Origin of the sequence: Pseudomonas violetae, from assembly GCF_023072615.1 — a bacterium.
GTDB lineage: Bacteria > Pseudomonadota > Gammaproteobacteria > Pseudomonadales > Pseudomonadaceae > Aquipseudomonas > Aquipseudomonas violetae.
Genome location: NZ_JAKNRW010000064.1, coordinates 1 through 11,727, shown reverse-complemented (window position 1 = coordinate 11,727; position 11,727 = coordinate 1). Strand labels below are relative to the sequence as shown.

The window sequence follows — 11,727 nt, the reverse complement described above, 5'->3', positions numbered from 1 at the left end:
AACTGGATCTGGACATACAATCACGAGCGCCCGAATATGGCCCTCGGCGGCATTACCCCAAAACAGAAGTTGGCCCTGGTGGCCTGAGGTCTACTTCTGGTGAGTTTTAGGAATGGGGGGATTACCGAGTGTTGACGTTGCGCCTTGAGTGAACGAGGGCGCCGGGAGAATTGGGCTTGGAATACATTGATCTTGGCAATGGCACGCGATGATCGTAACACTGATTTCAGCCTGATTCATTGACACTCAATAGCTAGTCGGCGGATGGTCGCTTTCTGTGGATTCAGCGCGGGCAATGCTTTGAGGGTAACCAGGGGCGTCATGCGAACGCCCATACATTTATTATGCTTGAGTGCGTACTTCTAGGCATAAAAGTCCGCGTCTTAAGAAGAATCTTAACGGCTACCGGGCTTCCTGATGCGTGGCGCCAGAGGGACGGTTTTGGATCTGACAGCGCCTGTTTGACCGATAAACCTAGTTTACATCGAGGTTCTTCTTGAATCCGCGAAGGTTCATTAGGAAAAGGAAAGCCTGCAAGACGATGAGCGCATAGGCCTCTACGTACACCCCCCAAATCACCCACAGCATATTGCTCAAACTGAAGCATACGAACCCTGTCATCCGCCTTGAGGGTCGTTGAGAGCCGATAAGCCACGCTGCAAACACAGTTACCAGCATCGCAGGCCATTGAACCCAATCGAGGTAGCTCAAAATTACTCCCTAAATTTCTCCGAGAATAAAAGATAGAGGGTGATATTGACAAATGATTCAGAGTTTTTCGTGAGACGTACTCCGTAACCACTCGTCCGGGAATAATTAGATTTGTTGAATGTGAGTTCCTTTATTGCAGACAGATAAGTCATTTGCTGACGAAACGCGCCCCTCGTTCGGCCTCCTTTTAAATATCACCATCGAGGAGAAATTCATAACAGTGCTCGTGACGGGGGCAGGTGCAGGGTTTGGTTATGAAGTGTCTTGGATATATGAAATGAAGGGCTGCTATTGCCCGTTCTCTGTCGGTCGTCACAGCGGCCTCTGGTGATCAAGTCGAATGTAAACGGTTAGTCACTACCGATGCCCCCTGCATTTCATCGGGGCTCGTTCAAGTCGGCATCCCGAAAATTACGGATATCAAGATCACGTTTCCTTTAGGCGCAACAGGCGAATCGTGAAAATTTCCCTTCCAGACGCCACGCCTTTACCGACCACTGGGATTGTCAATATTCGGGAGTTTTTGCGCAACTGAGCCTTTCCGTGCGTTACTGCATCTCACCTCTCTTTCAATTGCATCTCCACTCGCCAGTTGCTTGCATCCGATCTTAAGAATCATTGGCCTTCACGCTAATCAGCTGTTTGCTGTTGATGGATGTCGGTGATTCCATTTGGGGTGAGTCGTTAGCCAAGTACTGACGGACTGCATTCAACTGTGGATTCGACCGGTCGATGCAACAGATTGGCTAATCGCGCTCTGGACGTTTCGTCTTTTATTTTTTCTTTCTCATTAGTTTGTTCACGTAATACTTGAGACTTAAACGATCTTTGGGCCTTGGCTTGTAGTGGGTTTTATTTCTTTGTGTGGGATCGATCACCATGGTTCCTGCGGTGTAGTAATAAAGCGCTATAGACCTGCGAGTGATGTGCTCTGGCGTCGTTAACGGCTCTGGGTGCCCATGATTGCTGTCTTTGTCTGTGTTGAAGATGACGCAGCGATTGTAGATGGGCTGGATTTTTTTTAGACATGTCTTCATGTCGATGTCCCAAAGTTCCAGGTTGCCGCCGTATTCCTCTTGCCAGTCTTTGTTCAGATAAATGATGATATTCAGTCTTCGCTCAATATTAAGCTTTTTGTTGAGCCTGAAGTCCGAATGTACGCCAAGGAAACCACCGCTCTTTGTTTCATGCAATCCGCCACCGCTAAAGTAGGGGTCGGGTATCAAGCCTTCGATGCCTGTGAGCTTTTCAAGAAACTGCAGCATGGGCGCCGAGTTAAAAGCGTTAAAAATAGTCTTTAAGTAGGGGGGGCATTCGTTGGGACTAATTTGACGCTTTCGTTGACCTTTATAGCCGCGCTCGTAGAGAACTTCGTTGTGAGTTGGCTCGACTGGGAAGTGCGAGCAAATACTTGCAATCAGGTCGGCGCATAGGAAGTTATCGATAACTATATGCGGAAATGGAGTCGCCTGAATATAGTGGCTGGTCAATGAATAACCAAAGGCGCTGGCGGCGTTCTGGTCGAAATCAAGCTCCGGGGAGAGCGTGATAGGTAGTGTTTGAATGATGGGTGCCATTACCGCTCCAATAACTTGATATAAAACCTGTAGGATGACTTGGAAGAGCCGAGCGCAGTGCTTGTGCCTGCCTGCCTACTTAGCTTAAGTCTTGCTTTCGTCCTTGTTGAGGCGACTAAGGATGTTGTTGTACATTTTTGTTCGTCTGTGAGTTTTTTCATAGCCCCCGGCCGCCGCGACAGTACCGGACTGAATATGATCCAGATAGCTGAAAATTTTGCGCGGTGATAACAATTCAACGATATAGCCAAGCTCGGTCATACGATCTTGGAGGGTATAGCCAGGAACACGATCATCCATCGAAAAATGCATGCCGTGCTGTTTTATAAGTTTGCAGTTCCACAATGTGCAGAAACTCTTCAAATACACTTCTCTGTAGGGTTTTGGTTCTCTGGAGCGTAATCCCATAGAGGTTTTCAGGCGTCTGAAATGGTGTTTGACGAGGCGAGAACTAAAGCGCCAAAGGGTTCTTGTGGTGCCACGATTTATTTGCTCTACACAGCCGACAGCGACAATTTTTTCATTTTTAATACATTTATTTAGCATCATCGGGAAAACGTTTTTGTCGAAGACAAATGTGTCAGTATGCATGAGGAATAAATAGTCAGTTTCAACTCGTTCCAAAACCAGGTCAAGTGCTTTGCCATGCGCGATATGGCCTGGTTCTGGTTCGGAAACAGAACGTTCTATTAGATTAATCCACTCAAGCGTTCGTAAGTATTCGGTGCTTTCATCGGCAGAGTAGTTGTCGACTACCCACACGGGGACGCTGTGGTTGTCCACATACTGATGCAGCAAGTCTAAACATATCTTGGTGATTTCTGGTGTCTTGTAATTGACTATAACTATACTAAAAGATTTAGAGTTTTCAGCTGGAGGTCTAGTGCTGCTCATCGTTTAGTTACTCAGTGGTGTTGTGTGTAAATGTGGAGATGATTGAACCTGTGTCTGGAATCTTCTTGTTTGTCTACGCAATATTTTCGTGGTTGTAAAATCCATTTTTTCAGTCGCTTGCTCATGCACTGAATGACCATAGCTTACTCACGCCAGATTGAGAACGGTAGGTGCGAATTTTTTATAAGGCTCCACTCTAACGGTGAGTATTCTCGAATTGATTTGTTACATTGGATGACTCGATAAGCCATTTTACAACGCAGTTTGTTAAAAAAACGTCTCTTGCACCCGCTCAACCGAAAGGTCTACCCGCCTCAATGGGGGAGTGTAAAGGATCACATTATCCACCAGATTCTTGACCAGGATTAACAAGTCCATTTCGTTGAAGATGACTTGCACGTTCTGGAAACTCTCAACACGGTCAGCCATCCGCCTCGCACGCGTCGCGGGTCGGCGGCAAACGATCAACCCGCAATGCATCAACTACCAGCGAAAACGCCTGGGAGGGTTGTCGGCGGCTGGGGTAGTACAGATGAAAGCCGCCGAAGGGTTCACACCAGTCCTCCAGCACCCGAACAAGCCGTCCTTCGGTTAGATGCGGGGCAAACTCGTCCTCGGGCAGATAAGCGATGCCCAGCCCACTCACCGCAGCATCGGCGATATGGGTGGTGGAGTTGAATACCAACTGGCCGCCTACTCGTACCTTAAGCTTCTTGCCCAGGCGTTCGAATTCCCATGCGTCCACGCCGTCATAGGTGGGAAAACGGATGTCGATACAGCGGTGTGCTGCTAGATCACGAGGGTGTTCCAGGACGGGGTTTTTCGCGAAATAGCCTGGCGCAGCAACTACGGCCATTCGTATAGGCGGGCCAATGGGCACGGCGATCATGTCCTGGGCCACCGTGTCGCTGAAGCGCACGCCGGCATCGAAGCGGTCGGCGACGATATCGCGAAAGCCATAGTTGATATCGAATTCCAGCTTGATATCCGGGTACATCTGCAGCAGCGGCGTCAACTTGGGCAGCAGCGTTGTCTTGATGATGTTGTCACCGCAGGTAATGCGTACCGTCCCGGCCGGTTTGTCGCGCAGTTCGGTTAACGCTTGCACCTCGGCCTCGATTTCATCGAAGCGACGGCCTACCGCTTCCAGCAGGCGCTCGCCCGCCGCGGTCAGCGATACGCTGCGCGTGGTACGGGTAAGCAAGCGAATTTTCAGACGCGCTTCCAAGGCCGACACCACCTGGCTCACTGCCGATTGCGTCACCCCAAGCTGCACCGCAGCGCGGGTAAAGCTGCCCACCCGCGCCACGGTCACGAAGGCCAGCAGGTCGTTGAAGTTGGGTTTAGCCATAGCGAGCGCTCGATTCATTGATTAGTAATTCTTATATCCGAATTAAGTATTCATTAGCTAATCAAAATCTCGTTATTGCGTAACACTAACCGCCATCTCAGCTTCTCGGCATGACGAGGGGAGAACCTCGCGCCAACTGCCTGTGTCGCCTTCAGCTTTCTCTCAAAAGGACGCCCTATGAAAAGACTTCTTGTAATGCTCGGGTTTCTACTCAGCTCATTCACCGCGTTATGACATGGGCGCCGCCAACCGCAACGGGCTCAAACATTCGCAAACCCCTGAAGAGCGCAAGCTAGTCATCGCGGCGGCGGCCGAGCAGCGTTATGTGGAATTTACAGGTGGCAAGATTGAATACACCGGGGGCACGGTGCAGGAACTCAATGTCGACACTCACCCCATTCAGCGCGAGTTCTTTGATTTCTACTGCACCCCGCGTGGCGAATTCACCCCGCCCAGTTCCACGCATCAACAGACCACCCGCCCGACGCTGAGCAGTAATACCAAGTTCATGAATATCTACCCCTTCGTAGATATCGAGAGCATTTCGCCTCGCCCGATGTTGTTTATTGCAGGTGAAAACGCCCACTCCCGCGAGTTCAGCGAAGAAGCGTTCCGCCTGGCGGGTGAACCTAAAGAGCTGGTCATTGTGCCCAATGCAGGCCTTGTCGATCTGTACGACCGCGTCGACCTGATTCCTTTCGCCAAGCTGACCCATTTCTTTCAGGACCACCTGAAATGACCGCCGACGTCCACCTGCACGCCGCTGCCTTGAGCGAGACAGGTACGCGTACCGGTCATTGGGGCGGCGTTTATGCAATGACGCTATGCGTATTCGCGCTGATCGCCTCGGAGTTCATGCCAGTTAGCCTGCTGACCCCATTGGCAAACGACCTGCAGGTCAGCCAGGGGTTGGCGGGCCAGGGGCTTGCCATCTCTGGCGCGTTTGCGGTGTTGGCCAGCCTGTCAATCAGCTGGATCGCCGGTACCCTAAATAGAAAGACGCTGCTGCTGGCCCTGACCGGTTTGATGGCTGTGTCGGGCGCCATTGTGGCGCTTGCCCCCAACTACCTAATCTACATGGCTGGGCGCGCGCTGATTGGCGTAGTGATTGGCGGGTTCTGGTCGATGTCGGCAGCCACTGCGATGCGCCTGGTACCGGCCGCTCAGGTACCCCGGGCGCTGGCTGTTTTCAACGGCGGCAACGCCCTGGCGATCGTGGTGGCAGCACCACTGGGCAGTTATCTGGGCTCAGTTGTGGGTTGGCGTGGTGCGTTCCTGTGCTTGGTGCCGGTGGCGCTAATTGCGCTGGTTTGGCAGTGGATAAGCCTACCAAGCATGGCAACACAGAAGCGTTCGCCGGGTGCTGGCAATGTTTTCAAACTGCTGAAAAATCGCACGGTAGCGCTGGGCATGGTCGCCGCGGGCTTGTTTTTTATGGGCCAATTTGCGCTGTTCACCTACCTGCGCCCTTTTCTGGAAACGGTCACCCAGGTCAACGTGTCGATTCTTTCACTGCTGCTATTAGTGATAGGCGTAGCTGGCTTTTGCGGCACAACGCTGATCGGTGTAGTCCTCAGGCGCAGCCTATACGGCACCTTAAGTACCATTTCGCTGCTGATGGCGGTTATTGCGATAGCGCTGATTCCTGCTGGCACCTGGTTTATGGCTGTAGCGGTATTGCTCGGACTATGGGGCTTTATAGCGACCGCCGCGCCAGTGGGCTGGTGGAGCTGGATTGCGCACGCTTTGCCGCATCACGCCGAGGCGGGCGGCGGCCTGATGGTGGCGATTGTTCAATTGTCTATCGCAGTGGGCTCCACCGTCGGCGGCGTACTATTTGATACTCTCGGCTACCAGAGCACGTTTGTCGCCAGCGCCGCGATGCTGATGCTAGCCGCCTTGCTGACCTTTCTAACCTCACGTTTGCCGATGCCGCACCCCCGGTGAACCCAGGCATGAAGAACACCACGATGTGGATGAGCATAGGCCAACAGCGCTTCGCCATTACCCTTGAAGACAACCCGACCACTCGGGTTGCGGTACATGGTTGGACCCTAACCGCCTTGCGGAACCACGCGGGCCTCATTGCCGGAACCGTCAATATAAACTTTCATGCCCTTGCTCAGGGATGGATTGATCGGCTGAGTCACCGATACCAGCACACCGCTTTGTACCCGCACGATGACCTGTTGCGCTTCTATCGGTTGATCGTACTTTTTCTTCTCTGCGTAGTTACCGCCAACGGCGCCGGCCAGCGCACCGGCAACCATGGCGACATCGCGTCCGGTGCCGCGCCCGATCAGGCTGCCGATACCCAGGCCGCCCAGGCCACCGAGTACGGCGCCGACGCCGCTGTCGTGATTGGTCTGCATCTGCGTCAGCGATATCTGCTCGATCTTGCCCGAGCGAATTTGGCTTTCACCGGCACCGCCTTCGTTGGGTCCCACAGCGGAGCAGCCGCTGACCACCACAGCCATCGACGCAAGCGTCAGCCAGGATAGGATTGATTTCATTTGTATGCACCTCGTTTACTGATAGCGGATGGCAATGCCTTTGAGCTTGCGGCCCTCAATCGTTTCTATGTCGCGGCTCCACAGCGGGCCTGTCACGTAGGTGGCGACGGGTTGGATGTGGTCATACACCACGACCACTGCGTCGGCGCCAAGCGTGGCGGCCTGTTCACGCAGCTTTTGTTCGACCTGCGTGATGGGCGGCGCCGGATCTACGCTGGCATCAATCAGGATTTCGCCCAGCCGCACATGGGGCCGGGTGGGTTCCTCGCGTAATACCTGGACTTGGTTGGCCAACGTAGGCGCGGGGTGTTCCACCCCGACATAAGCGGTGGTCTGGGCATCGACCGTGGCGCACGCAGTCAGTACCAGTGCGCTCGCGAGGAGCGTTGCGGCCATGAATGGCCGCAGTAATCTCGATGAGTAAGCCTGCATGTCGGAAGTCCCCTGCTTGAGGAATATTCAATCGCCAGCGGGTGCCGGCGATTGACGGGAGGCTCAGCTGCGGATGAACGCCCAGATATCGGCGCTGAGTTTGTCGATCGCCGCCTTGAAGTCGTTGGTGGTGATTTTCTGGCTGGCGTTAGACAGTTGGCTGCCGAACACCTTGCGCACCACTTTGACCACGGTCTGGTTGGTGTGTACGTCAATCAACTCGGCTTCGATGAACAGGTTGGTGTCCTGATCCCGGTGACCGCTGGCTGCCTGCGCCGCCCCGACCACGGCCGCGACCGGCACGATTTCATACCACTTCATTCCTTCGTTGGAGGCGCTCACACCTGTGATGGCTGCACGCAGGATCAAGGTCTTCGCGCCGGCTGGCGCGGCGGCGGGGCTGGATACCAGTCGATATTTCTGACCCAGCACACTTTTGGCCTTTGTGGTCATGTAGTTCTGAATATCGTCGAGCGTCTGTTGGTTGACCCGCTCATTGGGCTTGGGTACCGGGTAGAGCTCCAGCCGCTTGAAGGCCACCGTGTCATACGCATTGGGGTTCCACGATGGGCTCACCCAGCGCATCGCCGTACCGCCGCTTGGGGTGGCGACTTCTTGCAGGTTGTCGTAGTTGGACAGGTAGCCGGAGTACTGTTGTTTGTCGGTGACTTTTGAGGTGCAGCCACCGAGTAGCAGCGCGGTCAGTGCGGCCCCCAGCAGAAATCTTCGGGACAGGTTCATAGTGCTATGTGCTCCTTGGATTAAGTCGTTTTTTGTTCGCAGAATCAAAAACGCCAGGTCATGTTTCCGGTCACGGCTTGAATCCAGGCACTGTCGAATTGACCGGAAATTCGATCGCCTGAGAGGGATTTGGTCTGGTCCGCCGGCATGTCGCCCAGCCAGACCAGTGCCCAGCTGACGTTGATGTCGGTGTCTTTGTTCAGCGCATAGGTGGCCCCCGTTGCAATGCGCCAGGATTCGGCCATGGGCGCGGTCACTGTGCGGTCGTGGTCCGAGACCGCGCTGCTGTCGTAGGCCACACCGAAATTCCACAGCAGTTGCTGGGTGGCCTGGTATTGCGCGCCTAGCGCCAGTTGCCAGGTGTCCTTGTAGTTGGCGTCGATGTTGGTCGATTGCGCACCGACCGCTGTGGTATCTACCTGCACACCCACATCGCCGAATTCCGACCAGTCCTGCCAATTGAGCGAAGCGAGCACGGCCCATTGTTGGTCAAGTTGCTGGAACAGGCTGAGGGTCACGGTTTGTGGCACCGTCATGTCGAGTTGGGTATTGAGGCCATTCAAGCGATCCAGCGCAGGGCCGTTGCCTTTGACGTCCAGCCCGTCCTTGAACTGCAGATCGACCTTGCTGGTGTAGGTCACGCCAATGCGCGTGCCGGGTTGCGGGGCGTAGATCACCCCCACATTGGCGCCAAAGCCCCAATCCTCGTCCTTGTATTTGAACTGGCCGTCGCCGCGATCGGTGAGGCCGAACGGTGAGCGGTCGATGGCGGTCTGGGCTTGAATCTTGCCGTACATGGCTTTCACGCCAACACCCACCGACCATTGCTCATTGAAGCGATACGCCACGCTGGGCACCATCGACAAGCCGAGCAGGCTGGAGTTTTGCGCGAAGTAGCGGCCTGACCAGTCGTTGTCGTAGTTGACGGCCAGACCGAAGTCGCCGTATTGGCCGAAGCCGACGCTCCAGTGGTCGTCGAGTTGATGGGTGATAAAGAAGCTGCCGCCGGGAATCGGGTCGAGGACATTGCCACTGCCGCTTCCGGGGACGTTGGTGTCTTCGTCGCGATTGAACTTGAGATTGCCATACAGCACCTGTAAACCGCCGGTGATCTGCGTGCCCGGCAGGTAACTCATGCCCGCGGGATTGCTGGCAATCGTTGAAGGGCCCTGGGCCCGAGCGGCGGCACCGGCGTTGGCCAGGCCGGCGTTGTCGGTGCCTATTTCGTAGAGCAGGATGCCGCCGCCGAAGGCCTGCTGGCAGCACAGCACGAGTAGTGGGAGAGCGCAAACCGCGGTGGTTTTTATCTGCATGGACTTTTCCCTGTAACTATCTGGAACACGGGTGGCTCCTTACAGCCACCCGCGATCAGCCTGAAGAGTTATTTTCCCATGGCCGCCCGGGCGGCTTCGATCTTGGCCTTGACCGCTTCGAGGTTGAAGCTCGCGCCTTTTTGCATCGGCGGATATTCAACGGCAGTCATTGCCAGTTTGCCGACCTGATCCTGCACGAACACGAAGCGCCAGAACTGGTACTTGAACCATTCGAAGTAAGACAGCGAGCCATTGGCCGTCAGGTTCTCGGACCATCCCATGCGTTCGAACGGATCGAGTCGCAGGTTGGTCAGGACGGGCATGTCAGGCTGTTCCTTGGCGCCAAGCCAGCCACCGGGTTGATTGATGAAACGGTACTTGAAATCATCGATACGGATCGCGCCGAGGGTACTTTCACCAAAGTAGAAGATCTCATGGCGATTGGACGGACCTTTGCCGGTGATCATCGGCGTCTGGTCATAGCCATCCAGATGGACCTTATAGGTGGTGTCACCCAATTTTTTGCCCTTGAGCAGTTCTTCAGCGATGTTCGGATTACCCGCCGCCGCGACGAAGGTCGGGAACCAGTCCATGCCAGACATGATTCCGTTGCCGATCGTATTGGCCGGCACCTTGCCAGGCCAGCGCACTATCGCCGGCACACGGAAACCACCCTCCATCACAGTGCCCTTGCCCATGGCGAACGGCGTGGTACCGCCATCCGGCCAAGTGAAGTTTTCCGCGCCGTTGTCGGTGGTGAACACCACGATGGTGTTGCCATCCATGCCTTCTTTTTTCAGCTTGGCCATGACTTCTCCGACGATATCGTCCAACTGCGCCATGCCGGCTTCCTGCTCCGACCAGCCATTTTCCGAGTTGCGCAGTTTTTCGTACTTGTCGGAAAGGTGGGTGACGATGTGCATCCGGGTCGGGTTGAGCCACAAGAAGAAGGGTTTGTTGTCCTGTTTGGCCTTATCGACGAAGGCAAACGCCTTGTCGCGGATCTCGTCGTCGACCGTTTTCATCCGCTCCGGGTAGAGCGTGCCGGCGTCTTCTATTCTCTGCTTGCCTACCTTGCCCCAGCGTGGCATCTCTGTGGTGTCGTCGGTGGTGGTCGCCCAGCTGTGGACCATGTTGCGCGGGCCGAATTTTTCCAGTTGATCCTGCGGATAGTTGGGGTGCGCCGGATCTTCCATGGCATCGAGGTGGTAGAGGTAACCGAAGAACTCGTCGAAACCGTGCACGGTCGGCAGGAATTGATTGAGGTCTCCGAGGTGGTTTTTGCCAAATTGCCCGGTGGCATAACCCATGGATTTAAGCGCGGTGGCGATGGTGACCGCTTCGGCGGGAATCCCGATAGGCGACCCGGCCTGTCCGACCGTGGTCATGCCGGTGCGGATCGGCAGTTCACCTGTGATGAAGTTGGCACGCCCGGCCGTGCAACTGGCCTCGGCGTAGTAGTCGGTAAAGCGCATGCCTTCGTTGGCGAGCTGGTCGAGGTTGGGTGTGCGCCCGGCCATCATCCCCTGATTGTAAACGCCGATATTTGACCAGCCGATGTCGTCGCCCATGATCACCACGATATTCGGCGGCGGATCGGCTGCCCGGGCGATGGAGGGAATGATCATTGCTGGGAACAGCATTGATGCCGCGAAAAGCCTGGAGAGTGTTGTCCGGTTCATGTCGAGACCCTGTGGGCGTTAGTCGCACTGAGAAGCCCCCCGGCCGCTCAAATTTAGGATCCCCCCGCGAATGAGCGTAGGTATGAATTTTGAAATATCCAGTAATTTAATCTTCACTGCCGTGCGTGTTCCATCAACGTTACACCCCACACCTGGTTGTGTGCCGGACATCGAACTCGCGGTTCAAGGTGCGCGCTTCTATATAGAAGGGGAGGGGACAGGAGGCAGATGCAGATATTCCGGCTTTTTTAGAGATAGCACTAAATCAGTGCTTGACGGCAGATTTCAGATGTCTATAATTCGCCCCACTTCCGGCGCAGTCGAAACGGAAAACTCCTTGGTAAACAATGAGTTATGAAGTTTTCGACAGCGAGTTGCTTCAGGTTATCGAAGCGCAAAAGAAGTTGAAAAAGAGGTGTTGACAGCAGCGTGTAACGCTGTAGAATTCGCCTCCCGCTAACGAGAGATCGAAAGCGCAAGTGGTTGAAGTCACTAAGGAAACTTGGAAAACTT

At 54.7% G+C, this 11,727-nt stretch carries 10 protein-coding genes and 2 pseudogenes; 2 read left to right on the top strand and 10 right to left on the bottom strand.

The features are described 5' to 3' along the window. Positions 1–474: 474 nt before the first annotated feature. The 5 genes and pseudogenes from L9059_RS29860 to L9059_RS29840 form a co-directional block, all read right to left on the bottom strand. Positions 475–678, bottom strand: coding sequence for a hypothetical protein (locus tag L9059_RS29860; protein WP_428480306.1), 204 nt, complete (start codon positions 676–678; stop codon positions 475–477). 806 nt (positions 679–1,484) lie between these two features. After that, the gene (locus L9059_RS29855) at positions 1,485–2,288 is read right to left on the bottom strand and encodes a 2OG-Fe(II) oxygenase (RefSeq protein WP_247295352.1); all 804 of its coding nucleotides are present in this window, start codon (positions 2,286–2,288) and stop codon (positions 1,485–1,487) included. 84 nt (positions 2,289–2,372) lie between these two features. After that, positions 2,373–3,182, bottom strand: coding sequence for a glycosyltransferase (locus L9059_RS29850; RefSeq protein WP_247295350.1), 810 nt, complete (start codon positions 3,180–3,182; stop codon positions 2,373–2,375). Positions 3,183–3,461: 279 nt separating this feature from the next. Further along, a pseudogene (locus tag L9059_RS31150) lies at positions 3,462–3,602 on the bottom strand (two-component sensor histidine kinase); the annotation flags it as partial. A 1-nt stretch (position 3,603) separates the two neighbouring features. After that, positions 3,604–4,533 (bottom strand): LysR family transcriptional regulator, encoded by a 930-nt coding sequence (locus tag L9059_RS29840; RefSeq protein WP_247295330.1) that lies wholly within the window; start codon positions 4,531–4,533, stop codon positions 3,604–3,606. Between the two features lie 229 nt (positions 4,534–4,762). Here L9059_RS29840 and L9059_RS29835 point away from each other — a divergent pair. After that, positions 4,763–5,272, top strand: a pseudogene (locus tag L9059_RS29835) (alpha/beta hydrolase); the annotation flags it as partial. Next, positions 5,269–6,480, top strand: a complete 1,212-nt coding sequence (locus L9059_RS29830) for an MFS transporter (protein WP_247295327.1) — start codon at positions 5,269–5,271, stop codon at positions 6,478–6,480. The pseudogene L9059_RS29835 and the gene L9059_RS29830, both read left to right, overlap by 4 nt. Positions 6,481–6,587: 107 nt before the next feature. Here the strand turns inward: L9059_RS29830 and L9059_RS29825 are convergent, their stop codons facing one another. The 5 genes from L9059_RS29825 to L9059_RS29805 all read right to left on the bottom strand — a co-directional run bounded on the left by L9059_RS29825 (position 6,588) and on the right by L9059_RS29805 (position 11,214). Continuing rightward, a complete protein-coding gene (locus L9059_RS29825) occupies positions 6,588–7,046 on the bottom strand; it encodes a glycine zipper 2TM domain-containing protein (protein WP_247295324.1) in 459 nt (152 codons plus the stop codon). Positions 7,047–7,061: 15 nt separating this feature from the next. Further along, positions 7,062–7,478: a hypothetical protein gene (locus tag L9059_RS29820; protein ID WP_247295322.1), complete on the bottom strand. Its 417-nt coding sequence runs from the start codon at positions 7,476–7,478 to the stop codon at positions 7,062–7,064. Between the two features lie 63 nt (positions 7,479–7,541). After that, positions 7,542–8,219, bottom strand: coding sequence for a DUF3313 domain-containing protein (locus tag L9059_RS29815; RefSeq protein ID WP_247295319.1), 678 nt, complete (start codon positions 8,217–8,219; stop codon positions 7,542–7,544). Positions 8,220–8,263: 44 nt separating this feature from the next. After that, entirely contained in the window at positions 8,264–9,532 is a 1,269-nt protein-coding gene (locus tag L9059_RS29810) for an OmpP1/FadL family transporter (protein WP_247295316.1), read from the bottom strand. Between the two features lie 68 nt (positions 9,533–9,600). After that, positions 9,601–11,214, bottom strand: a complete 1,614-nt coding sequence (locus L9059_RS29805) for an arylsulfatase (protein WP_247295312.1) — start codon at positions 11,212–11,214, stop codon at positions 9,601–9,603. Positions 11,215–11,727 lie beyond the last annotated feature (513 nt).

Coding starts and splice junctions, on each gene's coding strand:
- L9059_RS29840 (WP_247295330.1), bottom strand. CDS start 4,533: ATGGCTAAACCCAACTTCAACGACCTGCTGGCCTTCGTGACCGTGGCG.
- L9059_RS29850 (WP_247295350.1), bottom strand. CDS start 3,182: ATGAGCAGCACTAGACCTCCAGCTGAAAACTCTAAATCTTTTAGTATA.
- L9059_RS29820 (WP_247295322.1), bottom strand. CDS start 7,478: ATGCAGGCTTACTCATCGAGATTACTGCGGCCATTCATGGCCGCAACG.
- L9059_RS29855 (WP_247295352.1), bottom strand. CDS start 2,288: ATGGCACCCATCATTCAAACACTACCTATCACGCTCTCCCCGGAGCTT.
- L9059_RS29825 (WP_247295324.1), bottom strand. CDS start 7,046: ATGAAATCAATCCTATCCTGGCTGACGCTTGCGTCGATGGCTGTGGTG.
- L9059_RS29830 (WP_247295327.1), top strand. CDS start 5,269: ATGACCGCCGACGTCCACCTGCACGCCGCTGCCTTGAGCGAGACAGGT.
- L9059_RS29810 (WP_247295316.1), bottom strand. CDS start 9,532: ATGCAGATAAAAACCACCGCGGTTTGCGCTCTCCCACTACTCGTGCTG.
- L9059_RS29815 (WP_247295319.1), bottom strand. CDS start 8,219: ATGAACCTGTCCCGAAGATTTCTGCTGGGGGCCGCACTGACCGCGCTG.
- L9059_RS29805 (WP_247295312.1), bottom strand. CDS start 11,214: ATGAACCGGACAACACTCTCCAGGCTTTTCGCGGCATCAATGCTGTTC.
- L9059_RS29860 (WP_428480306.1), bottom strand. CDS start 678: ATGCTGGTAACTGTGTTTGCAGCGTGGCTTATCGGCTCTCAACGACCC.